The following is a 25,326-nucleotide window of genomic DNA, read 5'->3' as shown; positions in this document are numbered from 1 at the left end:
TCTGGTATTTCATACTGAAGTACCGATAGGGTGGTTCATGCGGCGACGACGCCGCACAATGATTGGGGAATCACCATGAACAAGATCCGCACTGTGGGGATCGTCGGAGCGATCGTCACCGGGGCGATGCTCAGCACCGTTGGCGCGACCGCAGCCTCTGCGCAGCCCGTCCATGCCTCCTCGGTAAGCGCGGTAGCGTCCTCCGCACCGGCCGCGTCGCTTCCCGTGCCGCGACACGGGGGCGTCATCGCTTCGTCCGGCGGCTCATCGACCGATGGCATCCCGATCAAACCGATCGTCGACTGGCTGAAGAACAACGCCTCATCCGTCATCCCGGCGCTCAAGACGGCGCTGAAGAACGGCTTGAACGCCTTCAAGAACTGGTGGAACGGCCTTGCCGGATGGATCCGAGCCGGGATCAACGCGATCGCCCAGATGAGCATCCAGGAGATGTTCTCGGCGCTGTGGAACTACTTCTTCGGATGATCTGTACATCGCCGGGTGGACCGGTCCACCGCCGGTCCGCCCGGCGACGTCGAGAGGAACCAATGGTGCTCGAACTCCAGAGCGTCTGGCTGCGCGGCCGAGGCCGGGCTCGACCTCGTATCCACGATGCCTCGATCCAACTGGAGGCTGGGCGCGTGTACGGGTTGATCGGACCCAACGGTGCTGGAAAGTCCTCACTCCTCGCGGTCCTCGCGGGGCTCGTGCGGCCAGACCGGGGGACCGTCCGTGATGTTCCGTGGCAGCGTGGCGAGCCGATCGGCGCAGTGTTCGGAGATGTCGACATGCACCGAGGGCGAACGGTCCGGGAGACACTTCTGCTCCGATCTCGACTCGTGGGACGTACTCCGGACGAGGCCGAGTCGATGGCCGTGCGGGTCGGACTCGGGGCCGTCCTGAGACGCCGGGTCGCAGCGCTCTCGCTCGGGATGCGGATGCGACTCTCGATCGGCGTCGCGTTGCTCGGATCGCCGATGCTCGTGCTGCTGGACGAGCCGATGAACGGTCTCGACCCCGACGGCATCGCGTGGATGCGTGGCGTCGTCTCGGATCTCCGACAGGCAGGGGCGACCGTGGTCGTGTCCAGCCACCTGCTCGGCGAGCTCGAGACGATGATCGACGACGCGATCATCGTGAGCCGAGGCGAGATCGTCTGTGTCGAATCGATCGCCGACACGGCGGCCCGGGGATGTGACATCGAGGTCGATGAGCCGGCCCGACTCCTTGCGGCTATGTCGGATCGCGGCGTTCCGGCGACGATGCGCGGTCGTGTGGTGCACGTAGAGGGGACCGCCCCGGACACCGTCCGAGTAGCAGTGTCGATCGGCTTGGACGTGACCAGAGTCGGGGTATCGGGCAGGGTGCTCGAGAGTCTCTACGGCGAAGTCGCTTCGGCAGAGTTCGAATCAGAGGGAGCACGATGACCTCGTTCGTGACGATCACGACCCTCGAGGTGCGGAAGCGACTCGACACGGCCGGTGCAGCGGCGGGCTTCGGCGTACTGGTGGCGCTCGTCGTCGCCTGCTGCGCGTTCAGCGTCTCACTTGTCTCGAGGTCCGCGAACTTCGACGTCGGTGAGGTCATCGTCACCGCAGGTCTTCCTGCGGCGTTGGCGGCCTCGATCGTGGGGGTCGTCGTCGGCGTGGGCGATGCGGCTCGCGGCGGGGAACGGGACGGTATCCTCGCTGGCCTGACGCGTGACTCGATCTTCGCTGCCCGTTCGGCTGCCTGCGCGGTGATCATCTCCGCGGTCGTCCTGTTCACCGTCATGTGCGGCTTCGTCGGCACCGGTGTCGCGATCCTCATCGGGGGCCACGTGGCTTCGTGGGACGTCGGCCAGCCGGTCGTGCAGGTCGCTGCGCTGTCCTATTCGTCGGCGGCGTTCGGTTTCGGACTGGGAGCGTCGCTGCGGTCGCTGGCCCTTGGCCTGGTCAGTGTCCTCGTCGTGATGCTCGTGGTCGACATCGTTCTCGGCTTCCTCGGCACGTGGACGGCGTACGTACGGTTCGGGACGCTGCAGAGCGGGCTGACGGGAGAGGCATCTGTGCTCCCAACGGTCAGTTCGGGCCTGATCTGGGTCGTACTGCCGATCACGGCAGGATGGATCAGGGCGCGGCGGGTAGCGACGTGACGGGCGCACCGTCAGCGGAGAAAGTCGGTCGAGCTCGTCGATCGATCACGGTCCTCCTCGTCGTCGTCGCCACGGTGGCCCTCTTCACAGTCGGGGTGGCCGGGCAGGATCCGGTGATCCGCTGGATCGCACTCGCCGTGGCCGGCGCGGCAGCCACACCGTCGCTGGTACTCGCGAAGAAGCGCGGTAACCTCGCGGGCTGGTACGTGCTGACCACGGGCGTGATGGTGCTGCGCCTCCTCACCGGGAAGTGAGGCCGACGACGATGTTGTCGAGCGCAATCATTTACCTGGGCGCAACCTGAGGGACTCTGCAGGTCTGTACGGTCTGACCATCCACGTCTCCGACCCGAAGGTCAGCATGCCCAAGATCGTCGGCCGCACTCTGCTGTGCGCCACGGTGGCCGCGACACTCCTCGCAGCGCCACTCGCCTCCGTCTCCGTCGCCAGTGCGAACACCGCCGGCACGGGTCTCGTCATCGCCGAGGCCTACCTGAAGGGCGGCAGCGCGAACGCCCTCTTCAACAAGAAGTTCGTCGAGATCGCGAACCCGACCGACGCTCCGGTCTCGGTCGACGGCTGGTCGCTGCAGTACCGCTCGGCGACCGGCTCGGCGGCGTTCAGCACGAGCGGCCTCGAGGGCACCGTCCCCGCGAACGGGACGTTCCTCGTCACGATGGCGGGCAACGGCGCGACGGGTGCTGACCTGCCTGCCGCGGACGACACCGCGACCCTGAACGCCTCGGGCACCACGGGCACGCTGGTCCTGTCCGACCAGTCCAAGGCGCTCACCCTGCCGACCGGCGCGATCGCGGCGGGCACCGCGGGGGTCGTGGACCTCCTCGGCTACGGTGCGTCGAACACCTTCGAGGGGCACGTGCGCACGGTCGACGGCGGAAACACCGTCCCGAACGGATTGGTTCGCCAGGGCACGGTCGACAGCGACGACAACGCGGCGGACTTCTCCGTCACGACGACACTCACGCCGACGAACGCCGCCGATGAGACGGCGCCGACGGACCCGACCGACCCGACCGACCCGACGGACCCCGGTGCTCCTGCCGAGGCCGTCACCATCGCGCAGCTGCAGGGCACGACGGACACCTCGCCGTACGTCGGCAAGTCCGTCGTCACGAAGGGCGTCGTCACCGCCGTGTACGCCACCGGTGGGTTCAACGGCTACACCGTGCAGACCCCCGACACCGGCGGTGCGATCGACTTCGGCACGCACACCGCGTCCGACGGCGTCTTCGTGTTCTCCTCGGCCACCGCGTCCCAGGTCGCAGCGGGCGACTACGTCCAACTCACCGGTTCGGTGAGCGAGTACTACGGCCTCACCGAGCTGAACGTCGCCGCCGGCGGCATGACGAAGCTCACCGAGACCGTGCCGGCACCGCAGGCCGCCACCGTCGCGTTCCCGTCCTCGGACGCGCAGCGCGAGTCGCTCGAGAGCATGCTTGTCGCGCCGCAGGGCGACTACACCGTCGCCGACAACTACACGACGAACCAGTACGGCGAGGTCGTCCTGGCGTCTGGTACGAAGCGGCTGATCCAGCCCACCGAGGTCGCCCGACCGGGCAGCGCAGCGGCCAAGGCGGTGGAGGCCGACAACGCCGCCCGCAAGGTCACCCTCGACGACGGTGGCAGCACGAACTTCCTGACCCAGGCGAACAAGTCGATCCCGGTGTCCTGGCTGACGCAGGGGCCCGTCACCGTCGGAGCAGCGGCGACCTTCACGAAGCCCGTCGTCCTCGACTACCGCAACGACTCGTGGAAGTTCCAGCCGACGTCGCCGATCACCGGGGCTACGGCGAAGACCGACCTGCCCGCGACGTTCTCGAACGTCCGCACGACGAAGCCCCAGGACGTCGGCGGCGACCTCAAGCTCGCCGGTTTCAACGTCCTCAACTACTTCCCGACGACGGGCGACCAGCTCACCGGCTGCTCGTACTACACGGACCGCGACGGCGACCCCGTCACGGTGAACTCCGGCTGCAACGCCCGTGGCGCCGCCGAGCAAGAGGACTTCGAGCGCCAGCAGGTCAAGATCGTCAAGGCGATCAACGGTCTCGGGGCCGACGTCGTCTCGCTCGAGGAGATCGAGAACTCCGCCGAGTTCGGCCAGGACCGTGACGCCGCCGTGGCCACCCTCGTCGGGGCGCTCAACGCCGCGACCGGTGCCGACACCTGGGCGTACGTGAAGTCGCCGAAGACGCTCCCCGCGAGCGAGGACGTCATCCGCCTGGCACTCATCTACAAGAAGGACCGCGTCGCACCCACGGGTGAGTCGACGATCCTCATCGACCCGGCGTTCACGAACGCCCGTCAGCCCGTCGCGGACGCGTTCCGTCCGGTCGGGGGCACGGCGGACGACGAATTCCTCGTGATCGCGAACCACTTCAAGTCGAAGGGGTCCGGCACCGGCGAGAACGCTGACCAGGGCGACGGCCAGGGGGCGTCGAACGCGGACCGCGTGAAGCAGGCGACGGCGCTCGCCGCGTTCTCCGCAAAGATGCAGACGCAGTACGGCACCGACAAGGTGTTCATGCTGGGCGACTTCAACGCCTACAGCCAGGAGGACCCGATGGTCGTCCTCGACGAGGCTGGCTACACCGACCTCGGGCCGGCGCTCGACTCGTCGGAGTGGTCGTACGTGTTCAGCGGCCTGAGCGGGTCGCTCGACCACGTGCTCGCCTCGCCGGCGGCACTCGCGACGGTGACGGGTGTGGACATCTGGAACATCAACTCGGTCGAGTCAGTGGCCCTGGAGTACAGCCGCTACAACTACAACGCGACGAACCTGTACACCGACGACGTCTACCGGGCGAGCGACCACGACCCGATCCTGGTCGGCTTCGACCTGACCGGCGACAGCACCCCGACGGACCCGGGCACGGACCCCACGGACCCGGGCACCGATCCGACCGACCCTGGTACGGCTCCGGGTGCCGGTCAGACGCCCGCGCCGACCCCGGGTGCTGATTCGACGCCGGTCGCTCCGTCGGAGTCGTCCCTGACGGATGCGAACCGCGGAACGGTCACGGCGCCGTCGTCGGCTCGTGCGGGTGAGACGATCACGATCGGTGTCGGCACGCAGTACGCGGGGCAGCGGGTGAACGTGTGGATGTTCTCGACGCCGACGTTGCTGGGCACGGTGACGGTCGCGGCTGACGGGACGGTGCGGGTGACGATTCCCGCGGATGCGCCGGCTGGGCCCCACCGCACCGTGGTCACGGCTGCTGACGGGTCGCTGATCGGCTGGACGACGATCACCATCGACCCGGTGACGGGTGCGCTCGCGTTCACGGGTGCCGACCTGACGGGTGGCATCGCCGCGGCGCTGCTGCTCCTCGCTGCGGGTGCGGGTGTGCTGGTGGCACGCCGCCGCCGCGCCCGCGTCGCGTAACCAGAGGCCGGACGGGAGGCACGGTGCCAGCTGACACCGTGCCTCCCGTCCGCCGTGAACGCGCGTTCCGACCCATGGCGCGTGCGGTGGGAAGCCGAATCGCGCGTAGGTGGTCAGAAGTTCGGGCCTCCTACGCGCGTTTCGACCTCCTACGCGCGAAACGGCCACCCGGACCGAGCCGGTCGCGTTTGACCAGCGGGAGGCCGGTCCGGTAGGCTCTTTCCTTGGTCTGTGCGCCCCGTGCGCCGGACAGTCAGATGGGCCCTCCACCGGGCAGTTCCGCGTGCATCACACGAGGAACACCCACCGGAGCGGGATTCACGGACTCCTCACCTCGACACGAAAGCAGCACTCCTGTGACTCGTACGTTCTCCCCGAAGCCGGCAGACGTCCAGCACGACTGGATCGTCATCGACGCGACCGACGTCGTCCTCGGCCGCCTCGCCACCCACGCCGCGGCGCTCCTGCGCGGCAAGCACAAGGCCACCTTCGCCCAGCACATGGACATGGGTGACTACGTCATCATCATCAACGCGGACAAGGTCGCCCTCACCGGCTCCAAGCTCGCGAAGAAGGTCTACTACCGTCACTCGGGCTACCCGGGCGGCCTCACCGCGACCTCCTACCCGGAGATGCTCGAGAAGCACCCGACCCGCGCCGTCGAGAAGGCGATCCGCGGCATGCTGCCGAAGAACACCCTCGGCCGTGAGCAGCTCAAGAAGCTGAAGGTCTACGCCGGCGCGGAGCACCCGCACGCCGCGCAGCAGCCCAAGGCGTACACCTTCGACCAGGTCGCACAGTAGTTCCGGCCACGACGACTTCAAGGACTGATACAACTCATGGCACAGATCGCTGACTCCCTCGACCAGACCCCGGAGAGCTTCACGACCGAGAGCGCGCCCGTCGCGTCCGAGGCCGCTCCCCGCCAGATCCTCAACGTCTCGGGCGGTGCCGTCGGGCGCCGCAAGGAGGCCATCGCGCGCGTCCGCCTCGTCCCCGGTGGCGGCACCTTCACGGTGAACGGCCGCACGCTCGAGGACTACTTCCCGAACAAGCTGCACCAGCAGCTCATCAACGACCCGTTCAAGGTGCTCGAGCTCCTCGGCGCCTACGACGTCACCGCCCGCATCACCGGTGGTGGCCCCTCGGGTCAGGCCGGTGCGCTCCGCCTCGCCATCGCGCGTGCGCTGAACGAGATCGACCGCGAGAACAACCGCGCCACCCTCAAGAAGGCCGGCTTCCTCACCCGTGACGCCCGCGTCATCGAGCGCAAGAAGGCCGGTCTCAAGAAGGCCCGCAAGGCGTCGCAGTTCTCGAAGCGCTAGTCGCCTGGCGAACCCGATCGCAATGCCGCGTCTGTTCGGTACCGACGGTGTTCGTGGACTCGCCAACGGCGAGCTGACGGCCGCGCTGGCTCTGGGTCTCGCCCAGGCCAGCGCGGCCGTGCTCACGCACGGACACCATGCGGACGCCCGCCGGGCGTCCGGTCGACCGCGCCCGCGCGCGGTCCTGGCGCGCGACCCGCGCGTCTCCGGCGAGTTCCTCGGTGCCGCGGTCGCGGCCGGGCTCGCCTCCGCCGGCGTCGACGTGCTCGACGCCGGGGTCATCCCCACCCCCGCGGCGGCCTTTCTGGTCGCCGACATCGACGCCGACTTCGGCGTGATGATCTCCGCGTCGCACAACCCGGCGCCGGACAACGGGATCAAGTTCTTCGCCACGGGCGGCCGGAAGCTCCCGGACGAGGTCGAGGACCGCATCGAGGCGGCCATGCACGACCAGTCCGCACCGACCCCGACCGGCGGCGACGTCGGCCGGATCACGCGCTTCGCCGACGCCGAGGACCGTTACGTCGTGCACCTGCTCGGCACGCTCCCGCACCGGCTCGACGGCATCCACGTCGTGCTCGACTGCGCGAACGGTGCCGCCGCCGGCGTCTCGCCCGAGGTGTTCGTCAACGCCGGTGCCCGGGTGACGCTCATCGGTGCCGACCCGGACGGCATGAACATCAACGACGGCGTGGGCTCGACGCACATCGACAACCTCGCCGCCGCGGTCCTCGAAGCCGGGGCGGACGTCGGCATCGCGCACGACGGCGACGCCGACCGGTGCCTCGCGGTCGACGCCGCCGGCAACGCGATCGACGGCGACCAGATCATGGCGATCCTCGCGCTGTCCCTGCAGGAGCGGGGGCTGCTGGCGTCCGACACGCTCGTGGCCACCGTCATGTCGAATCTCGGGCTCAAGCGGGCCATGGCGGACGCGGGCATCACGGTGCTCGAGACCGGCGTGGGCGACCGCTACGTGCTCGAGAAGATGACCGAGGGCGGGTTCTCGCTCGGCGGCGAGCAGTCCGGGCACATCATCTTCAGCGACCACGCGACCACCGGGGACGGTGTCCTGACGGGGCTGCACCTCGTCGCGGAGATGGCGCGCACGGGCAAGACCCTGCAGGAGCTCGCGTCGTGCATGACCGTGTTCCCGCAGGTGCTGCTCAACGTCCGCGGGGTCGACCGCCACGGGCTCGACGACCAGGGCGTGCAGGACGCGGTGACCGCCGCCTCTGCCGCGCTCGGGGACGCCGGGCGCGTGCTGCTCCGCCCGTCGGGCACCGAGCCCGTCGTGCGCGTGATGGTCGAGGCCGCCTCGCAGGACGAGGCCCAGCGCGTCGCCGAGGAACTCGCGGCCGTCGTGTCCGACCGGCTGACGATCGCGGCGTAGGCGCCGCGCTCCGGCATCGACGGCTGGCGGCGCGGGCTGCTTCCGCACAACCGAACGCACCCCGAACCACGTGATTGCGTGGCGCGGGGTGCTCTCGGTTGTGCGGAGGACCACGGCGGCGCGCCGACGCACTGCGTCAGATCTTGCGGAGCAACACCGACGACACCTCGTGGTTCGCGCCCTTGCGGAGCACCAGGGTCGCCCGGGAGCGGGTCGGCAGCACGTTCTCGAGCAGGTTCGGCTCGTTGATCGCCCGCCAGACGTCGGTCGCGGTGCGCACGGCGTCCTCGCGGGACAGCGAGGCGAACCGGTGGAAGAACGAGTCCGGGCTCGAGAACGCCTGCTCCTGCAGGGCGAGGAACCGGTCGACGTACCAGGACTCGATGTCCCGGGTCTTCGCATCGACGTAGATCGTGAAGTCGAACAGGTCGGACAGGGCGAGCCGCCCGTGCACCGGCGGTGCGAGCACGTTGAGCCCCTCGACGATGAGGACGTCCGGCTGCCGCACCACGATCTCGGCGTCGGGCACGATGTCGTAGACCAGGTGCGAGTAGTAGGGCGCCCGCACCTCTGCCGCGCCGCTCTTCACCTGGCTCACGAAGCGCAGCAGCGCCCGCCGGTCGTACGACTCGGGGAAGCCCTTGCGGTCCATGATCCCGCGACGCTCCAGCTCGGCGTTCGGGTACAGGAACCCGTCCGTCGTCACGAGTTCCACGCGCGGGGTGTCCGGCCAGCGCTTCGTCAGCTCGCGCAGCAGGCGGGCGACGGTGGACTTGCCGACCGCGACGGACCCCGCGACCCCGATCACGAAGGGCGTGCGTCCGGCGCGTTCGCCCAGGAACCGGCTGGTCTCGGCGTGCAGGTTCCGTGCGCCGGCCGCGTAGAGCGTCAGCAGCCGGGACAGCGGCAGGTACACGTCCTGCACCTCGCGGATGTCGAGCCGGTCCCCGAGGCCGCGCAGCTGCACGATCTCGGTCTCGGTGAGCGACAGGTGCTCCTTCGGCGCGAGCTGCGACCACTCGTCGCGCGGGATCTCCACGAACGGGGTCGGGTGCGCGACGGTGGCTTCCGGGATCGGCATGGGCACGAGCGTACCGACGGGAGGCGCGGATCACGTCAGCCGACCGGCCCACGTGATCCGTGCCTCCCGTCCGGTGTGGCGGTGCGCGTCCGGCGGACGCGCGCCGGTCGGGCGGACCGAGCCCGTCAGGCGGGCAGGGCCGCCTCGATGGCGGCGACGACCTCGGGGGCGTCCGGCTTCGTCGTGGGACGGAACCGGGTGACCGTGCCGTCCGGCGCGACCAGGAACTTCTCGAAGTTCCAGCTGACCCGGCCGGCCTTGCCGGACGCGTCGGGCGTCTCCTTGAGCGCCTGGTAGAGCGGGTGCGCGCCCTTGCCGTTCACCTTGACCTTCTCGGACATCGGGAACGTGACACCCCAGGTCGTGGAGCAGTACTCGTCGATCGCCTCGGACGAGCCGAGCTCCTGCAGGAACTGGTTGCTCGGGAAGCCGAGCACCGTGAAGCCGCGCGGCCCGTACTGCTGCTGCAGGGCCTCGAGCTGCTCGTACTGCGGCGCGAGCCCGCAGCGGGACGCGACGTTGACCACGAGCACGGCCTTGTCCGCGAACTGCCCGAACGTGGTCTGCTCACCGTGCAGCGTCGTGATCGCGATGTCGTCGAAACGTCCCATGGTCCAAACGGTATCCCCAGTCCTGCGAGCGTGCAGGGTTGCTCCCCAGGCAGACCGTAGGATCGATCGCATGTGTGGAATCGTGGGCTACGTCGGCACCAAGAGCAGCCAGGAGGTCCTCCTCGGCGGCCTCCGTCGTCTCGAGTACCGCGGCTACGACTCGGCCGGGATCGCGGTCGTCGACGGGTCGCACGACCTGGCCTCCGCGAAGAAGGCCGGCAAGCTCCAGGCCCTCGTCGACGAGCTCGCCGAGCACCCGATCGCGGACGGCGGCACCGGCATCGGGCACACCCGCTGGGCGACGCACGGCGGCCCGACCGACGGCAACGCGCACCCGCACCTGGCGGACGGCGGCAAGCTCGCGCTCATCCACAACGGCATCATCGAGAACTTCGCCCCGCTGAAGGACGAGCTCCTGGCCGAGGGCGTCACGTTCACGAGCGAGACCGACACCGAGGTCGCTGCGCACCTGGTCGGCCGGGCGTACCGCGAGACCGGTGACCTGACCTCCGCCATGCAGCAGGTCGTGCAGCGGCTCGAGGGCGCGTTCACGCTCCTCGTCGTGCACGCCGACCAGCCCGGCGTCGTCGTCGGTGCCCGCCGGAACTCGCCGCTCGTGGTCGGGCTCGGCGACGGTGAGAACTTCATGGGCTCGGACGTCGCAGCGTTCGTCGCCTACACGCAGCGTGCCCTCGCGATCGGCCAGGACGAGATCGCCACGATCCGTCCGGAGGGCGTCGAGGTCGTGCACTTCGACGGCACCCCGGCCAACCCGGAGGAGTTCGAGGTCAGCTGGGACGCCTCGGCCGCCGACAAGGGCGGCTGGTCGTCCTTCATGGCGAAGGAGATCAGCGAGGAGCCCGAGGCCGTCGCGAAGACGATCCTCGGCCGCGTGCACGACGGCGCGGTGACGCTCACCGACCTCGACCCGATCGCGGACCGCCTGGCCACCGTCGACCGCGTCATCGTCATTGCCTGCGGCACCGCCGCCTACGCCGGCATCCTCGGCAAGTACGCCATCGAGCAGTGGGCCCGCGTCCCGGTCGAGGTCGAGCTCGCCCACGAGTTCCGGTACCGCGACCCGGTCCTCGACGAGCGCACCCTCGTCGTCTCGATCAGCCAGTCCGGCGAGACCATGGACACGCTCATGGCCGTGAAGTACGCGCGGGAGCAGGGCGCGCAGGTCCTGTCGATCTGCAACACCCAGGGCGCCACCATCCCGCGCGAGTCCGACGCGGTGATCTACACGCACGCCGGGCCCGAGGTCGCGGTGGCCTCGACGAAGGCGTTCATCGCCCAGGGCGTCGCGCTCTACCTGCTCGGGCTGCACCTGGCGACCCTGCGCGGGACGCTGACCGCCGAGCAGATCGCGGAGCAGGTCGCCGAGCTCGAAGGGCTCGCGCCGAAGCTGCAGCAGACCATCGACGACGCTGCCGGGGTCAGCGAGCTGGCGAAGTGGATGGCGGACACCCGCAGCGTGCTGTTCCTCGGTCGGCACGTCGGCTACCCGATCGCGCTCGAGGGGGCGCTGAAGCTCAAGGAGCTCGCGTACATCCACGCCGAGGGCTTCGCCGCCGGCGAGCTCAAGCACGGTCCGATCGCCCTGATCGAGCCCGGTCAGATCGTCTTCGTCATCGTGCCGTCCCCCCGTGACCAGCGGTCCCTGCACCCGAAGGTCGTCTCGAACATCCAGGAGATCCGCGCCCGCGGCGCCCGGGTGATCGCGATCGCCGAGGAAGGCGACGCCGCCGTGCTCCCCTTCGCGGACGAGGTCCTGCGGATCCCGCTCGCGACGCCGCTGTTCGAGCCGCTCCTCGCGGTCGCGCCGCTGCACATGTTCGGCATGGAGCTCGCCGCGGCCAAGGGCCTCGACGTCGACCAGCCGCGCAACCTCGCGAAGTCGGTCACCGTCGAGTAGTCGCACGATGATCATCGGCATCGGGGTGGACGTCGTCGACCTGGACCGGTTCGAGCGGGTGCTCGACCGGACCCCGGCGTTGCGCACGCGCCTGTTCACCCCGTCGGAGCTCCTGCGCGACGGCGAACCGCGGCCGAGTGCGTCGCTCGCGGCCCGGTTCGCCGCGAAGGAGGCGCTCATCAAGGCCTTCGGGTCGAGCGCCGGGCTCAGCTGGCAGGACCTCGAGGTCGTCTCCGACGACCAGCGGAACCCGTCGCTGACGCTCCGGAGCGGGGCGCAGGACGTCGCCGACCGGCGCGGGGTGTCGAGCGTGCACCTGTCGCTGTCGCACGATGGTGGGATCGCCACGGCGTTCGTGGTCATCGAAGGGGCAGGGGACAGGGTGTGAGTGCGTTCACCGGCATCACGGTCGACCGCCGGGTGGCGGCGCTGTCGCTGATCGCTGTGGGAGCCGCCGCATGAATGCGTTCACCGGCATCACGGTCGACCGGGAGGCACTGATCGCCAACTACGCGACGGTCGCCGAACGGGTGGCCCCGTCCGGCGTCATCGCGGTCGTCAAGGCGAACGGTTACGGCCACGGCGCCGTCGACGCCGCCCGGGCCTTCGTGGACGCCGGCGCGGAGTGGCTCGGCGTCGCCGACCTCGACGAGGGCATCGCGCTCCGGCAGGCCGGCATCGACGAGGGAGTCCGGATCCTCGCGTGGCTGCACGCCCCGGACGAGGACTTCCGCCGCGCCGCCCGGTACGACGTCACGCCCGCGGTGTCGAGCGTCGACCAGCTCGCCGCGGCCGCCGACGCCGAGGTCCCGGTCGTGCACCTCTGTGTCGACACCGGCCTGAGCCGCAACGGCGCGGTGGAGTCCGAGTGGGCCGAGCTGTTCGCGACGGCCGGTCGGATCGCCCGCGGCGGTGGCCGGACCCGGGTCGAGGGCCTCATGTCGCACCTGTCGAACGCGTCCCGCGCGGACGACCTCGACCAGGACGCCGCGTTCCAGCGGGCGCTCGACGGTCTCGCCGCGAACGGCGTCGTGCCGGAGGTCGTGCACCTCGCCGCGAGCGCGGCGAGCATCGCGGTGCCGGAGACCCGACGGGACGCCGCACGGGTCGGGCTCGCGCTGTACGGGCTGAGCCCCTTCGCCGACCGCTCGTCCGCCGACCTCGGGCTCCGGCCCGCGATGCGCGTGACGGCCTCGGTGCTCCGCACGGTGCCGGTGCGTGCGGGCGAGGGCGTCAGCTACGGCTACACCTGGCGTGCCGAGCACGACACCCGCCTGGCGGTGATCGGACTCGGGTACGCCGACGGCTTCGACCGGGCGTCCGGCGGACACGTCACGGTGCGGATCGGCGACCGGCGGTTCCCGGTCGTCGGACGGGTCGCGATGAACGCGATGCACATCGACGTCGGCGACGCGGACGTCCAGGTGGGCGACGAGGTCGTGCTCTGGGGCGACCCGGCCGACGGCGACCCGGCGATCGAGGAGTGGGCGGACGCGATCGGCACCATCAACTACGAGGTGGCCGCACGGGTCGGCCGCAGCGTGGAACGGAGGACGACGTGAACGCGCCGCTGCGCCGGGCCCGGATCGACCTCGACGCCTACCGGTCGAACCTCGACCTGGTCCGGGAGTGGATGGACCCGGTCGAGGTCATGGCGATCATGAAGGCCGACGCGTACGGCCACGGGCTCGAGCCGATCGCGCTCGCCGCGGTGGACGCCGGGGTCCGGTGGATCGGTGTGCTCACGGTCCCCGCTGCCCTGCGCCTGCGGGCGATCGGCGTCGGCGAGGACGTCCGGCTGTTCACGTGGCAGCACGACCCGGCACTCGACTTCCGCGATGCGATCGACTCCGCGGTGGACCTCGGCGTCTCGAACGCCGCCGAGCTGCAGCGCGTCGTCGACGCCGTCGACCAGCGACCCGCGCGCGTGCACCTCGGGGTCGACACCGGGCTGCACCGCGACGGTGCGACCGCGGAGACCTGGCCCGACCTCGTCGCGCTGGCGGTCGACGCGCAGCGCGCCGGACGCATCGAGGTCGTCGCCGCCTACACGCACCTCGCCGAGTCCTCGGACGACGACGACAGCGCCGCCGTCGCGCTGTTCGACGCCGCGGTCGAGCAGGCCGAGGACCTCGGGCTCGACATCCCGATGGAGCACGTCGCCGCGTCGCTCGCCGGCCTGGAACGCAAGGAGTTCCGGAAGGACATGGTCCGGATGGGTGCCAACCTGTTCGGGATGCCCGGGGCGGACGGCGTCTCCGCGGCGGACCTCGGGCTCGAGCCCGTGATGACCCTGACGGCGTCGGTCGCGAAGACCAAGCGGGTCCCGGTCGACACCGGGGTCTCCTACGACTACACGTACCGCACGACCAGCGAGACGACCCTGGCGCTCGTGCCCGTCGGCTACGCGGACGGTGTGCCGCGCCGGGCGCAGGGGCGCGTCGAGGTGTCGATCGGCGGCCGCCGGTACCCGATCGCCGGCCGGGTCGCGATGGACCAGTTCCTGGTCGACGTCGGCGACGACGATGTCCGGGTCGGTGACCTCGTCGTGCTCTTCGGGACGGGCGAGCACGGTGAGATGACGGTCCTGGAGTTCGGGGCGGCGGTCGACTCCATCGGCGAAGAGGTCACGTGCCGCATCGGCGCCCGCGTGCCCCGCGAGTACGTCGGCCACGAGGTCGAGGGCCGCGTCGGCTCGTGGCTCCGCGGCGACCACCACCACCGCGACCACCATCGCGGTGACCACCAGGCGCGCGGGACGCACGCGTGACCGCCGCACCCTGGGTGCTGCTCGACACGACGGTGTCGACGACCGACGAGATGTCCGCGCTCGGCGCCCGGCTCGCCGGGGTCCTGCGCGCGGGGGACCTCCTGGTCCTGACTGGGCCGCTCGGCGCCGGGAAGACCACGATGACGCGCGGCCTCGGTGCCGCCCTCGGTGCCCGGGGGCAGGTGTCGAGTCCGACGTTCGTGCTCGCCAGGACCCACCCGACGACGGCCGGCCCGGACCTGGTGCACGTCGACGCCTACCGGCTCTCCGACCCGGTCGAGCTCGACGACCTCGACCTCGACTGGGACGGCGCGATCGTCGTCGTCGAGTGGGGTCGCGGGTTCGTCGACGGGATCTCGGACGACGTGCTCGACGTCGAGATCGTCCGGGCGACCGGCGGCGACACCGTCGATCCGGAGCGCGCCGCGTCGGCGGCGCCGCTCGACCCGGACGACGTCACCGACGAGCCGCGTCGGGTCATCGTCACCGCGACCGGCCCGCGCTGGGCCGACGTCGCGCTCTGACCTCGCCGACCGAGCCGTCGAGCGGATCGAAGAAGAAGTCCGCGTCGGTCGGGTCGTCGACCGGCAGCCACCCGAGCCGGGCCTCGACCATCGCAGCCAGTTCCGCCGGCGGCGTGTGCCCCCTCAGACGCCACTGCCCCGGGTCCCCTCGAGCATCCACGACCACGGCCGCCCCCTCCCGTGGTGCTCCGGGACCGGCGTCCGCTGGAACATCACCGGACAGCATCCTCGTCGCTGCGACGACGGGGTGCAACCTCCGGGAGCGCCGCCGGGCTCAGGGCTTCCAGGAGGCGATCGTCACCCAGTCGATGTACAGGTGCCCCTTCTTCCCCCAGTTCCCGGTCTGGAACATGAAGCGGTGCGGGGTGGTCGCCACGTCGCGGGTCACGGTCTGCAGGACCCGGCCGTCCATCGAGTACGTCACCGAGCGTCCCGGGATCCACTGCACCGAGTACGTGTGCCAGTCGCGCCACGACGCCTTGGTCGAGACGGCGACCGCCGACGCCTCCTTGCCGGGCGTCATCGAGTGGTGGAACGCGTACGGCACCTGGTCGAAGTTCCCCTCGGGGAAGTCCATCTCGCCGTCCGCCCACACGTTCGACTTCGGCCAGACGATGAACGCCGCCCCGTTGCCGTCGCCACCCGTCGCCCGGGCCCGCACGGTGAAGGTGCCGCCGACGTAGTCCCAGGCGCCGCGCTGCGTCCCGAACGTGCCGGCGGCACCGCGCTTGCCGTCCAGCGTGACGTCGAGCACCCCGTCGTGCGCGCTGACCTGCGAGCCGGACCAGTACTTGCCGTCGCCCATCCCGTCCGGGTAGGGCTGCCAGGCGTTCGTGTACCGCTTCGCGAACGGACCGTCGGCGGTCGCCGGAGTGCTGAAGTCCTCGCGGAACGTCTGCGTGAACGTCCCGGTCGGCTTGGCCGGTGTCCCTGCCTGGGCGGCGGACCCGGTGGTGAGCGGCGCGGCGACGAGGACCGCGGTGAGGAGGACCGTCGCGACGGACACCCTGGTGGTGCGCTGCATGTGCTGCTCCCTCGGGCGCGGACCGTCCCTGGGCCCGCACCGTGCAGACCGACCCGAACGGCCTGCACCGTGGATTGTCGGCTTCCGAACGTCGGCTGCAAGCGGTCGGGGATGCCCCAGTGCAGGGGCAGAACGCCCGCTGTCCGCACTTCGGGTGACCGGCCGCCGGACGCATACGATGGACGGGTGCTCCTCGCCATCGACACGTCCGCCGGTACCTCCGTCGCCGTCGTCGACCCCGCCACCGGGCGCGCGGTCGCCGAGCGCAGCACCGACGACTCCCGTCGGCACGCCGAGGTGGTCGGCCCGTTCCTGGCCGAGGTCCTCGCTGAGGCGGGCATCACCGGCGCCGACGTGACCGGCGTCGTCGCCGGCACGGGGCCCGGCCCCTTCACCGGCCTCCGGGTCGGCATCGCCGCCGCCCGTACCTTCGCCGCGGCACGCGGCGTCCCCGTCCTCCCCCTCGTCAGCCACGACGCCGTGGCCACCGACCAGGCGGCCGACGTCCCGTTCGTCGTCCTCACGGACGCGCGACGCCGCGAGGTCTACTGGAGCGCCTACGACCAGACCGGCACGCGGGTCGCGGGTCCGGGACTCGCGAAGCCCGCGGACCTGGACGAGGCGATCCGTGCCTCCCGTCCGGACGCGGTGGGCTGGGACCGCGTGACGGTCGCGACCATCCCGGCCTGGAGGCTCGGGGCGCTCGCCGCGGACCGGCTCGCGTCCGGCGCGCCCTTCGCGGACGACACCGCGCTCTACCTGCGCGACCCCGACGTGACGATGCCGGGTGCGCCCAAGCGGGTGGTCCGGTGAGCGAGCTGCCCGACGGGCTGCGGTTGCGCCGGGCGGTCCCGCAGGACCTCGACGACGTGATGTGGCTCGAGCACGCCTCGTTCCCGACCGATGCCTGGTCAGCCGCGCAGATGGCCGGCGAGCTGTGGTCCCCGCACGGGTACTACGTCGTGCTCGAGACCATCGACAGCGGGGCGCCCACCGTCATCGGGGCTCCGTCCGTCGTCGGCTACGCGGGACTGTCGTCGTTGGCGGGGAACCCCGTCGCGGACGTGCAGACCATCGCGGTCGCGGCCGAGTACCGGGGGAGGGGCCTCGGCAAGGTGCTCTTCACCGAACTGCTCGACGAGGCCCGCCGTCGCGGCGTGCACGAGGTCTTCCTCGAGGTCCGCGCCGACAACCCGGTGGCGCAGGCGATGTACGCGGCCGCCGGCTTCGAGCAGATCGCCGTCCGTCCTCGCTACTACCAGCCGGACGGCGTCGACGCGTGGGTGATGCGGGCGACGATCGCGCAGCGCCCGGCGACGACCGCCTCGACCGGCATCGGCCCCATCGGACAGGAGACCCTCGGTGAGCGCGACTGAACCCCTGGTGCTCGGCATCGAGACGAGCTGCGACGAGACCGGCGTGGGCATCGTCCGCGGGACCACCCTGCTCGCGAACGTCATCGCGTCGAGCATGGAGGAGCACGCCCGGTACGGCGGGGTCGTCCCGGAGGTCGCGGCCCGCGCACACCTCGAGGCGATGACCCCGACCCTGCACGAGGCGCTCCGGCGCGCGGACGTCACGCTCGACGAGCTCGACGCCGTCGCGGTCACCGCCGGCCCGGGCCTCGCGGGTGCCCTCATGGTCGGCGTCGGGGCGGCGAAGGCCCTCGCGGTCGCCACCGGCAAGCCGCTGTACGGCGTGAACCACCTCGTCGGGCACGTCGGCGCGGACGTGCTCCGGGCCGACGACTCCGCGATCGAGCTGCCGACCGTCGCGCTCCTGGTCTCCGGCGGGCACACGTCGCTGCTGCTCGTCCGTGACCTGGTCGGCGACGTCGAGCTGCTCGGCGAGACGATCGACGACGCCGCGGGCGAGGCGTTCGACAAGGTCGCACGGCTCCTCGGGCTGCCGTACCCCGGCGGCCCGCAGATCGACCGCGCCGCGGCCGACGGCGACCCGACGGCCATCCGGTTCCCCCGGGGCCTGACGCTGCCGAAGGACATGGCGGCGCACCGCTACGACTTCTCGTTCTCCGGGCTGAAGACCGCCGTCGCACGCTGGGTGGAGAAGTGCCGCGACGAGGGCCGCGAGGTGCCGGTCGCCGACGTCGCCGCGAGCTTCCGGGAGGCCGTGGTCGACGTGCTCCTGACGAAGGCGCTCGCCGCGTGCCGGGACACCGGAGTCGACCGACTGCTGCTCGGCGGTGGCGTCGTCGCGAACGCGCGGCTGCGGGCCGTCGCCGAGGAGCGGTGCGCGGCCGCCGGGGTCGCGCTGCGCATCCCGCCGTTCGATCTGTGCACCGACAACGGCGCGATGATCGCGGCGGTCGGCGCGCGGCTCGTCGCCGAGGGGCACGCGCCGAGCGACCTCGGGTTCGCCGCGGACTCGACGCTGCCGGTGACGACCGTCCAGGTCTGACGCCCGTCCCGGTCCGACGGAGGGCCGGGCAGCCCGGGGCGCTGAACCCGCCGCGGGTCCTTGTGGGAGGATTCAGGTCGGGCGTCGACCGACCAGGCGCCGAGAGGGGTGGACCGGTGTCCGATCAGAACCAGTGGCCGAAGCCGGACGAGTCGTCGAACGCGTCGAACTCGACCGGGTCCTCGGACCCGACGTCGAGCGCGTCCGGGTCCCAGCCGCCGCAGTCCGCGCCCCGGTCGGCTCCGCAGTACCCGTACTCGGCACCCGGCCAGCAGCAGAACCCGTACGGCCAGCCGCAGCAGCAGTCGAACCCGTACGCGGCACCGCACCAGCAGCAGTCGAACCCGTACGCGCAGCCGCAGCAGCAGTCGAACCCCTACCAGCAGCCGTCCGGCGGCCAGTACGGCCAGCAGCAGGGCGGCCAGTACGGTCAGCAGCCGAGCAACCCGTACGCCCAGCCGCAGCAGCAGTCGAACCCGTACGCGGCGTCCTACGCCTCCACCGGGTACCAGCCCTACGCGCAGCGCCCGAAGACGAACACCCTCGCGGTGCTCTCGATCGTGTTCGGCCTCGGTGCGATCCCGCTGTTCTTCATGGCGATCCTGCTCGGCCCCGCCGGCGCGATCCTCGGCCACATCGCCCTCGGCAAGATCAAGCAGAACGGTGAGGGCGGCCGTGCCCTCGCCCTGACCGGCATCATCGCCGGCTGGGTGATGACCGGCTTCTGGATCCTGTGGATCATCGCGCTCGTGGTCTTCGCCGGCTTCAGCAGCTCGTACTCCGACCCCTACGGCTACGACTCCGGCGCCTTCGTCGGCTGACGAACCCGGACGACCACGACGACGGGCCCCGCGCAACCGCGCGGGGCCCGTCCTCGTCCGTGGCGTGCTCAGCCGGCCACGTCGACGAGCCGCTCGCACAGGATCGCCGTGTGTCGTCCCTCCAGGCGGGTGAGCACGAGCGTGACCGCGCGTCGGCCCCGCAGCCGCAGCCGCTTCCGGAACTGCGCCGGGTCGACGTCCACGCCGCGCTTCTTGATCTCGACGGTGCCCACGTCCTCCGCCGCCAGGCGTGCCGCGAGCTGCTTCACGTCGAGCGGCATCGTGTCGAGCACCCGGAAGCCCTGGGCGAACGGCGTGGCCACCGCCCGGTCCGAGGTCACGTACGCGATGCCCTCGGACAGCATCCGCCCGTCGAGCGACCGGGCGAGGTCCCCGATCAGCCGCGCGCGGATCACCGCGCCGTCCGGCTCGTACAGGTAGTCGCCGACGGGGCCGACCTCGACGTCCTCGGTGTCCCCGGGCGCGGTCAGCTCCGCGGTGCCGTGTGCGCCGATGACCGTCGCGGCACGTCGGATGCCCGGGCGGGCGAGGGGTCCGGACCAGAGCACGAGCTCGACGACCTCGCGGTCGACGGAGACCCACTGCGCCTCGAGCGTGTCCGGGATGAGGTCGCGGTCGATCCCCGGCCCGAGCTTGACGCCCGTCGGGGTGGTCGTCGCGGCCGCGAAGACCGTGTCGAGCGACGGCGACCAGTCGTCCGGGTCCGCCAGCCGTCGGGTGTTCGCGTGTCCGGCGGTCCGACGAGCCGGGTCCATCCACACGCCGTCCACCCGACCGAGGTCGAACCCGGCCGCGTCGCCGAGCTCCACCCGGGCGTTCGGCCACGGCGCGAGGTTGTGCGTCGCGACGGCAGCCGTGACCTCGTCACGGTCGACGGCGGTGACGTCGAGGTCGAGCGCGGCCATCGCCAGCGCGTCGCCGCCGATCCCGCAGCCGAGGTCGGCGACCCGCGTGAGTCCGGCGCCGACGAAGCGTCCGGCGTGCAACGCGGCGACCTGCAGCCGGGTCGCCTGCTCGAGTCCGGCCTCGGTGAAGAGCATGCGCCCGGCGAAGTCGCCGAACTTGCCGCGGGCCCGCTGTCGCAGTCGCGCCTGGGTGAGCACGGCGGCGACGAGCCCCGGGTCGTGGCCCTCGGCGCGGAGCCGGGAGACGACGCGGACGATCTCGCCGCCGTCGGAGATGCCGGGGGTACGGTCGAGCAGGGCCATCCCCTCGGGGGTCAGCAGCTGTGCGAGATCGGCGGCGTCCACGCCTCGATCCTCCCAGGTCGCCGAGAGGGCCGGAGCCGCCTGGCACTCGGATTGACCGAGTGCCAGACTGTCCCTAGACTCGCGTTGGCACTCTCCTGTGCGTAGTGCCAACCGGTTCCCATCTGTACCGAGTCAGTACCGAGAAAGAAGAGGTCACCGTGGCCGTCACCATCAAGCCGCTCGAGGATCGCATCGTCATCCGCCAGGTCGAGGCGGAGCAGACCACTGCTTCCGGCCTGGTCATCCCGGACACCGCGAAGGAGAAGCCCCAGGAGGGCGAGGTCGTCGCCGTGGGCCCCGGTCGCATCGACGACAACGGCAACCGCGTGCCGCTCGACGTCGCCGTCGGCGACAAGGTCATCTACTCGAAGTACGGCGGCACCGAGGTCAAGTACTCGGGCGAGGACCTGCTGGTCCTCTCGGCTCGCGACGTCCTCGCGGTCATCGAGCGCTGACACCCAGCTCCTGACGAACGCCCCGCTCGGCTCCGGCCGGCGGGGCGTTCGTGCGTGCGGCACGCGTCCGGCGGGCGTGCGGATCGCGTCCGGCTCGCGTCCGTGCGCCTTCCGGCCGGGAGGCACGGTGCCGGTCCGCCGCGTCGCTCCGGCTTCCTAGGATGGTTCCGTGAGTGAACCGACCCCGACGCGCCCCGCCCGTTCCGAGGCATCCGTCGGTGTCGTCCAGGCGATCGTCGCGTACGGGCTGTGGGGACTCATGCCGTTGCTCTTCGCGGCGATGGCCCCCGCCGGCGCGTTCGAGATCGTCGCGTGGCGGATCGTCTTCGGGCTGGTCTTCTGTGCCGTCGCGATCGCCGTCACCCGCTCGTGGCTCCGCACCCGCTCCCTGCTGGCCCAGCGCCGGGTGATGCTCGTGATGGGCATCGCGGCCGTCCTCATCCTGGTGAACTGGACCGTGTACGTCGCCGCGACGACGACGGGCCACACGGTCGAGGCCGCCCTCGGGTACTTCATCAACCCGCTCGTGACGATCGCCCTCGGGATCGTGGTGCTCCGCGAACGGCTCCGTGCGGCGCAGTGGGCCGCGGTCGGCATCAGCATCGTGGCGGTCGTCGTCATCGCCGTCGGCTACGGCCAGGTCCCGTGGATCTCGCTGACGCTGGCGTTCTCGTTCGGGTTGTACGGGCTGGTGAAGAAGCGCGTCGGCGGGACGATCGACGCGTTGAGCGGGCTGACGATCGAGACGCTCTGGCTCCTGCCGATCGCCGTGGGCGCGCTCGTCGTGCTCGGGGTCACCGGCCTCGACGGTGGGGTGACCTTCACGAGCGAGGGCTGGCCGCACGTCCTCGTCACGGTGCTGACCGGGCCCGCGACGGCCGTGCCACTGCTGCTCTTCGCGTCCTCGGCGCGGCGGGTGAGCCTGTCCACGCTCGGGTTGACGCAGTACCTCGCACCGGTGATGCAGCTGCTCGTCGGGGTCGTCGTGCAGCACGAGGCGATGCCGCCGGCACGCTGGATCGGCTTCGGGATCGTGTGGGTGGCGCTCGTCGTGCTCACGGTCGACAGCTTCGCGGCGGCCCGGGCAGCGCGGCGCCGGACGCTCGCACCCACGGCGGCCGAGCCGGTCTGACGGGCCCGACCCGTGCCTCCAGGCCGGCCGCCTGCGCGCCTGCCGGAGCCGGTGCCGCCCGCCCGCGGCGCCGAGTCTCGCCCATGCGGACACATCCGCGGCGTCGATGCCGCGAAACCGTCCGAGGAAACGAGTCTCGCGCCGACAGGGCGAGCGCGCGACCGTCGGCGGCACACACGTCGGCCCCGGATCTCGATGAGATCCGGGGCCGACGTGTGGTGCGGGGTGGTTCGTGCCTACTTCGAGACCGAGCCCTGGATGGCGCTCTGGTACACGGGCTTGTTGTCACCGTCGAACTTGTAGATGCCGATGTAGGCGCTCGACGGGTCGTTGTTCTCGTCGAACGGACCGATGCCGGACGGGCCGGTGTAATGGATGTCCTTGCCCTCGTCGAGCAGCTTCTTGCAGTCGGCGAAGGTGGTGCACTCGGTCCCGCCGTCGGCGCCGGACACCGCGGCCATGTTCTTCTGGATGGTGCCGGAGTCGGTGCCCTTGCCCTTCACCGCGGCGAGTGCGGCGAGCGTCGTGGCGTCGTAGGACTCGGCCGCGTACGAGTAGTCCGCGAGCGGCTTGCCGGCGGTCTTCTGGTAGTAGTCCGACAGGCGCTGCTTCAGCTCGTCCTTCGGGCTCGCGCCGGGGATGGTGCCCTGTGCGCCCTCGAGGGTGCCCTTGTCGAAGTCCTTCGAGTAGTCCGCGGTGTTGCCGTCGGACATGTAGATCTTCGCCATGTCCGCGTTCTGCGACTTGAGCTCGGGGATGATCGACTTCGTCTCGTCGAAGGCGAGCACGACGATGGCGTCCGGCTTCGTGGCGAGCGCCGCGGTGACCTCGGACGAGAACGTCGTCTGTCCGGGCGGGAACTCCTGGCCCTTGCCCTTGCCGCCGTAGACGACCTGGCCGCCCGAGGCCTCGATGGCCTTCTGGACGGTGTCGCGGAGACCCGTGCCGTACGTGTCGTTGAAGACCAGGAACGCGACCTTGGCGTTGCCGTCACCCGTGACGAGCTGGCCGAGCGCCGAACCCTGCACCGAGTCCGGCGGAGCGGTCCGGTAGTAGTACGACGAGTAGCCGGAGAGCGAGGTCGCCGTGTTCGCGGGCGAGATTTCCACGATGCAGTTGCTCGTCAGCTGGTCGATGACGTTGAGCGTGACGCTCGAGGACTCGGCGCCGATCGCGACCGGGACCTTGGCGTTCACGAGCTTCGTCGCCGCCGAGCTCGACACGGTCATGTCGTTGCTGTCGCCGGAGTCCGTCGCCGGGTCGATGCTGACGTCCTTGTCGAGCACGCCGCCCGCGGCGTTGATGTCCTCGACGGCCAGGCCCACACCGGACTCGGCCGGGGGGTTCAGGTACGACAGGGTGCCGGTGAGGGGCAGGATCGTGCCGATCTTGAGCGCGTCGGTGCCCGGGGTGTCGGGCGCCTTGCAGCTCGCGGCCGGGTCCTTCTTCGCGCCGCTCGCCGAGGCGGAGGAGTCGGTCCCGGCGCTGCCGGTGGTGGAACACGCGGCGAGGAGGAGCGCTGCCGCTCCCGCCACTGCCAGTGCCGTGGTGGCACGGGTGGTTCTGGTCATCCGTGGAGCCCTTTCTCTGCGCGTGAGGCGTCCGACATCGGGTCGAGTGCCGCACCTCCGCGTGGGTTGCCGAGAAAACTAGGGCCGATGTGTTTCGCGTGTGTGTCCGTCGACCTCCCCTGGACGTTTCGTTACAGACCCGTGACTCATCTGAACGGCTGCACCGGAATCCCTGATGAGGAGTCCGTCCGGACGGTTGCGAGCCTGTGGAGCGGTCCTTCCGAGACGCCGCCTTCCCGTCGAGACGCCGCCTTCCCGTCGAGACGCCGCCTTCCCGCCGAGACGCCGCCTTGGGCGCAGGCGTCTCGAGCATCTGGGGGCGTCTCGAGCACCGCGGGGCGTCTCCCGGGCGTCTCCCGGGCGTCACCTGGGCCGCGCCGCCCACCCGCGTCCGAGCGGCACGCCCGCTGCCAGGAGCACGTGGGCGAGGAGGACGGGGTCGCCTGCCTCGCGCATGCCCCACCGCGCGAAGCCGGACACCTGGGGGAGTCGTCGCAGCGCGTCCTCCCGTCGCTTCTCGGCCCACAGCACGTCCCGGTCGTCGTACTTGACGCGACCGTCGAACTCGCCGACGACCCCGACGTCCGGCCACCAGAAGTCGACCCGGAAACGTCCGGCGTCCGTCGCGAACTCCTGCTGCAGGATCGGTGGTGGGACACGGAGGTCCCGCATGGTGACACGGCTGCTCGACTCACCGGGCGACTCCGACGCGGCGTCGGCCAGGTCCAGTGCAGACCTCGCCACGCGGTTGCCGCGCCGACCCGCGCGCTGGTCGAACGCTCGCTGCAGTGCCGGACGGTCCATGTGCCCGGTGTGCAGGACGTGGTCGAGGACGACGACACCGTGCCGGAGCGGAACGGTGTGCGCGATGTCGGTCACGGTCCGCAGCAGGGACGTCACGGGCGTCCCCGAGAGCTCGGCGATCTCGTCCGAGGCGATCTGACCCGCGTGTCGGACGACGCCGCGCCCGACGTGGGTCTTGGCGATGCCCGGGTCGACGACGTGCAGCCGCGAGTCCCACCGACCGAGTTCTGGAAGCCCCCAGAGTGCCCCGGCGGACCGATGGGATGCGACCACGCGGCGTTGCAGGGCAGCGATGCGGGACCGCACGACCAACTGCCGTCGCCCGAGCGCGTCCAGGGCCTCCCACTCCCGGCGCTCGACAGCTGCGCCGTGGAACAGCCGGACCGGGTCTGCCAGGTCAGCGGGACGGCGCACGACCACCGGTCGGCCGGGCCGGAAGGTGGGGATCGATGTCATGGCGACCACACTGACGCGACCACACGTCGGTCGGTGGCGAACGGGACGGACCTGTGGAGCGCCTCCCGTCCAGGTGGGGTGGTGGAGGACGACGCAACACGGCCTGGTGACGATGAGACGCCCCCGAACAGACGAGACGCCCCCGGATTCGGGGGCGTCTCGCGCGTTCGGGGGCGTCTCGTGCAGAAGCGGTCGAGCCGGGTTGAGCCGGGC

At 71.1% G+C, this 25,326-nt stretch carries 25 protein-coding genes; 19 read left to right on the top strand and 6 right to left on the bottom strand.

Annotation, left to right across the window (positions count from 1 at the left end; translation table 11 throughout):
• Positions 1 to 75: 75 nt before the first annotated feature.
• The 8 genes from FB462_RS16840 to glmM all read left to right on the top strand — a co-directional run bounded on the left by FB462_RS16840 (position 76) and on the right by glmM (position 8,257).
• Complete coding sequence (locus FB462_RS16840) at positions 76 to 486, top strand: hypothetical protein (protein ID WP_141863140.1); 411 nt, start codon at positions 76 to 78, stop codon at positions 484 to 486.
• Positions 402 to 1,427 (top strand): ABC transporter ATP-binding protein, encoded by a 1,026-nt coding sequence (locus FB462_RS16835; RefSeq protein ID WP_114849360.1) that lies wholly within the window; start codon positions 402 to 404, stop codon positions 1,425 to 1,427. Before FB462_RS16840 ends, FB462_RS16835 begins: the two co-directional genes overlap by 85 nt.
• Positions 1,428 to 1,456: 29 nt before the next feature.
• Positions 1,457 to 2,134: a hypothetical protein gene (locus FB462_RS16830; RefSeq protein ID WP_167510159.1), complete on the top strand. Its 678-nt coding sequence runs from the start codon at positions 1,457 to 1,459 to the stop codon at positions 2,132 to 2,134.
• Positions 2,131 to 2,388 (top strand): hypothetical protein, encoded by a 258-nt coding sequence (locus FB462_RS16825; protein ID WP_141863136.1) that lies wholly within the window; start codon positions 2,131 to 2,133, stop codon positions 2,386 to 2,388. Before FB462_RS16830 ends, FB462_RS16825 begins: the two co-directional genes overlap by 4 nt.
• A 106-nt stretch (positions 2,389 to 2,494) precedes the next feature.
• The gene (locus tag FB462_RS16820; protein ID WP_141863134.1) at positions 2,495 to 5,539 is read left to right on the top strand and encodes an ExeM/NucH family extracellular endonuclease; all 3,045 of its coding nucleotides are present in this window, start codon (positions 2,495 to 2,497) and stop codon (positions 5,537 to 5,539) included.
• Between the two features lie 356 nt (positions 5,540 to 5,895).
• Positions 5,896 to 6,342, top strand: a complete 447-nt coding sequence (gene rplM, locus FB462_RS16815) for a 50S ribosomal protein L13 (RefSeq protein WP_022904636.1) — start codon at positions 5,896 to 5,898, stop codon at positions 6,340 to 6,342.
• A 36-nt stretch (positions 6,343 to 6,378) separates the two neighbouring features.
• A complete protein-coding gene (rpsI, locus tag FB462_RS16810) occupies positions 6,379 to 6,864 on the top strand; it encodes a 30S ribosomal protein S9 (RefSeq protein WP_058743227.1) in 486 nt (161 codons plus the stop codon).
• Positions 6,865 to 6,886: 22 nt separating this feature from the next.
• A complete protein-coding gene (gene glmM, locus FB462_RS16805) occupies positions 6,887 to 8,257 on the top strand; it encodes a phosphoglucosamine mutase (RefSeq protein WP_114849365.1) in 1,371 nt (456 codons plus the stop codon).
• Positions 8,258 to 8,393: 136 nt separating this feature from the next.
• Here the strand turns inward: glmM and coaA are convergent, their stop codons facing one another.
• Both coaA and FB462_RS16795 read right to left on the bottom strand, forming a co-directional pair.
• Entirely contained in the window at positions 8,394 to 9,338 is a 945-nt protein-coding gene (coaA, locus tag FB462_RS16800) for a type I pantothenate kinase (protein WP_114849366.1), read from the bottom strand.
• Between the two features lie 125 nt (positions 9,339 to 9,463).
• Positions 9,464 to 9,949 carry a glutathione peroxidase gene (locus FB462_RS16795; RefSeq protein WP_141863132.1) on the bottom strand — a complete coding sequence of 162 codons (486 nt, stop codon included), beginning with the start codon at positions 9,947 to 9,949 and terminating at the stop codon, positions 9,464 to 9,466.
• A 70-nt stretch (positions 9,950 to 10,019) separates the two neighbouring features.
• Here FB462_RS16795 and glmS point away from each other — a divergent pair, with 70 nt between their 5' ends.
• The 5 genes from glmS to tsaE all read left to right on the top strand — a co-directional run bounded on the left by glmS (position 10,020) and on the right by tsaE (position 15,161).
• Positions 10,020 to 11,867 carry a glutamine--fructose-6-phosphate transaminase (isomerizing) gene (glmS, locus tag FB462_RS16790; RefSeq protein WP_141863130.1) on the top strand — a complete coding sequence of 616 codons (1,848 nt, stop codon included), beginning with the start codon at positions 10,020 to 10,022 and terminating at the stop codon, positions 11,865 to 11,867.
• A 7-nt stretch (positions 11,868 to 11,874) separates the two neighbouring features.
• Positions 11,875 to 12,255, top strand: coding sequence for a holo-ACP synthase (locus tag FB462_RS16785; protein WP_114849368.1), 381 nt, complete (start codon positions 11,875 to 11,877; stop codon positions 12,253 to 12,255).
• 70 nt (positions 12,256 to 12,325) lie between these two features.
• Entirely contained in the window at positions 12,326 to 13,429 is a 1,104-nt protein-coding gene (gene alr / locus FB462_RS16780) for an alanine racemase (RefSeq protein WP_114849369.1), read from the top strand.
• Positions 13,426 to 14,637: an alanine racemase gene (gene alr / locus FB462_RS16775; RefSeq protein WP_167510158.1), complete on the top strand. Its 1,212-nt coding sequence runs from the start codon at positions 13,426 to 13,428 to the stop codon at positions 14,635 to 14,637. The genes alr (FB462_RS16780) and alr (FB462_RS16775) overlap by 4 nt, the downstream gene beginning before the upstream one ends.
• Positions 14,634 to 15,161: a tRNA (adenosine(37)-N6)-threonylcarbamoyltransferase complex ATPase subunit type 1 TsaE gene (gene tsaE / locus FB462_RS16770; protein ID WP_229666854.1), complete on the top strand. Its 528-nt coding sequence runs from the start codon at positions 14,634 to 14,636 to the stop codon at positions 15,159 to 15,161. Before alr (FB462_RS16775) ends, tsaE begins: the two co-directional genes overlap by 4 nt.
• A 274-nt stretch (positions 15,162 to 15,435) precedes the next feature.
• Here tsaE and FB462_RS16765 read toward each other — a convergent pair whose 3' ends face one another.
• Positions 15,436 to 16,185, bottom strand: a complete 750-nt coding sequence (locus tag FB462_RS16765; protein ID WP_141863128.1) for a glycoside hydrolase family 16 protein — start codon at positions 16,183 to 16,185, stop codon at positions 15,436 to 15,438.
• 186 nt (positions 16,186 to 16,371) lie between these two features.
• Here FB462_RS16765 and tsaB point away from each other — a divergent pair, with 186 nt between their 5' ends.
• The 4 genes from tsaB (at position 16,372) to FB462_RS17840 (ending at position 19,424) form a co-directional block, all read left to right on the top strand.
• Complete coding sequence (gene tsaB, locus FB462_RS16760; protein ID WP_141863125.1) at positions 16,372 to 16,998, top strand: tRNA (adenosine(37)-N6)-threonylcarbamoyltransferase complex dimerization subunit type 1 TsaB; 627 nt, start codon at positions 16,372 to 16,374, stop codon at positions 16,996 to 16,998.
• On the top strand, positions 16,995 to 17,561 hold the full coding sequence (gene rimI, locus FB462_RS16755) for a ribosomal protein S18-alanine N-acetyltransferase (protein WP_229666855.1): 567 nt from the start codon (positions 16,995 to 16,997) through the stop codon (positions 17,559 to 17,561). Before tsaB ends, rimI begins: the two co-directional genes overlap by 4 nt.
• Complete coding sequence (gene tsaD, locus FB462_RS16750) at positions 17,548 to 18,603, top strand: tRNA (adenosine(37)-N6)-threonylcarbamoyltransferase complex transferase subunit TsaD (protein WP_141863122.1); 1,056 nt, start codon at positions 17,548 to 17,550, stop codon at positions 18,601 to 18,603. Before rimI ends, tsaD begins: the two co-directional genes overlap by 14 nt.
• 116 nt (positions 18,604 to 18,719) lie before the next feature.
• On the top strand, positions 18,720 to 19,424 hold the full coding sequence (locus tag FB462_RS17840; RefSeq protein WP_141863121.1) for a DUF4190 domain-containing protein: 705 nt from the start codon (positions 18,720 to 18,722) through the stop codon (positions 19,422 to 19,424).
• Between the two features lie 68 nt (positions 19,425 to 19,492).
• Here the strand turns inward: FB462_RS17840 and FB462_RS16740 are convergent, their stop codons facing one another.
• Positions 19,493 to 20,695: a class I SAM-dependent methyltransferase gene (locus FB462_RS16740; protein ID WP_141863119.1), complete on the bottom strand. Its 1,203-nt coding sequence runs from the start codon at positions 20,693 to 20,695 to the stop codon at positions 19,493 to 19,495.
• A gap of 158 nt (positions 20,696 to 20,853) precedes the next feature.
• Here FB462_RS16740 and groES point away from each other — a divergent pair, with 158 nt between their 5' ends.
• Positions 20,854 to 21,150 (top strand): co-chaperone GroES, encoded by a 297-nt coding sequence (gene groES / locus FB462_RS16735; RefSeq protein WP_058743061.1) that lies wholly within the window; start codon positions 20,854 to 20,856, stop codon positions 21,148 to 21,150.
• Between the two features lie 169 nt (positions 21,151 to 21,319).
• Positions 21,320 to 22,282 (top strand): EamA family transporter RarD, encoded by a 963-nt coding sequence (rarD, locus tag FB462_RS16730; protein ID WP_114849374.1) that lies wholly within the window; start codon positions 21,320 to 21,322, stop codon positions 22,280 to 22,282.
• Positions 22,283 to 22,518: 236 nt separating this feature from the next.
• Here the strand turns inward: rarD and FB462_RS16725 are convergent, their stop codons facing one another.
• Positions 22,519 to 23,853, bottom strand: a complete 1,335-nt coding sequence (locus tag FB462_RS16725) for an ABC transporter substrate-binding protein (RefSeq protein WP_141863117.1) — start codon at positions 23,851 to 23,853, stop codon at positions 22,519 to 22,521.
• Positions 23,854 to 24,216: 363 nt separating this feature from the next.
• On the bottom strand, positions 24,217 to 25,113 hold the full coding sequence (locus FB462_RS16720) for a hypothetical protein (protein WP_141863115.1): 897 nt from the start codon (positions 25,111 to 25,113) through the stop codon (positions 24,217 to 24,219).
• Between the last annotated feature and the right edge of the window lie 213 nt (positions 25,114 to 25,326).

Origin of the sequence: Curtobacterium citreum, assembly GCF_006715175.1 — a bacterium.
Classification (GTDB): Bacteria; Actinomycetota; Actinomycetes; order Actinomycetales; family Microbacteriaceae; genus Curtobacterium; species Curtobacterium citreum.
The sequence above is the reverse complement of the archived record's forward strand: the minus strand, read 5'-3'. Positions and strand labels throughout refer to the sequence as shown.

Coding starts and splice junctions, on each gene's coding strand:
- FB462_RS16795 (WP_141863132.1), bottom strand. CDS start 9,949: ATGGGACGTTTCGACGACATCGCGATCACGACGCTGCACGGTGAGCAG.
- FB462_RS16820 (WP_141863134.1), top strand. CDS start 2,495: ATGCCCAAGATCGTCGGCCGCACTCTGCTGTGCGCCACGGTGGCCGCG.
- FB462_RS16765 (WP_141863128.1), bottom strand. CDS start 16,185: ATGCAGCGCACCACCAGGGTGTCCGTCGCGACGGTCCTCCTCACCGCG.
- FB462_RS16835 (WP_114849360.1), top strand. CDS start 402: ATGGATCCGAGCCGGGATCAACGCGATCGCCCAGATGAGCATCCAGGA.
- FB462_RS16785 (WP_114849368.1), top strand. CDS start 11,875: ATGATCATCGGCATCGGGGTGGACGTCGTCGACCTGGACCGGTTCGAG.
- FB462_RS16840 (WP_141863140.1), top strand. CDS start 76: ATGAACAAGATCCGCACTGTGGGGATCGTCGGAGCGATCGTCACCGGG.
- coaA (WP_114849366.1), bottom strand. CDS start 9,338: ATGCCGATCCCGGAAGCCACCGTCGCGCACCCGACCCCGTTCGTGGAG.
- glmM (WP_114849365.1), top strand. CDS start 6,887: ATGCCGCGTCTGTTCGGTACCGACGGTGTTCGTGGACTCGCCAACGGC.
- FB462_RS16725 (WP_141863117.1), bottom strand. CDS start 23,853: ATGACCAGAACCACCCGTGCCACCACGGCACTGGCAGTGGCGGGAGCG.
- glmS (WP_141863130.1), top strand. CDS start 10,020: ATGTGTGGAATCGTGGGCTACGTCGGCACCAAGAGCAGCCAGGAGGTC.
- rpsI (WP_058743227.1), top strand. CDS start 6,379: ATGGCACAGATCGCTGACTCCCTCGACCAGACCCCGGAGAGCTTCACG.
- alr (WP_114849369.1), top strand. CDS start 12,326: ATGAATGCGTTCACCGGCATCACGGTCGACCGGGAGGCACTGATCGCC.
- FB462_RS16720 (WP_141863115.1), bottom strand. CDS start 25,113: ATGACATCGATCCCCACCTTCCGGCCCGGCCGACCGGTGGTCGTGCGC.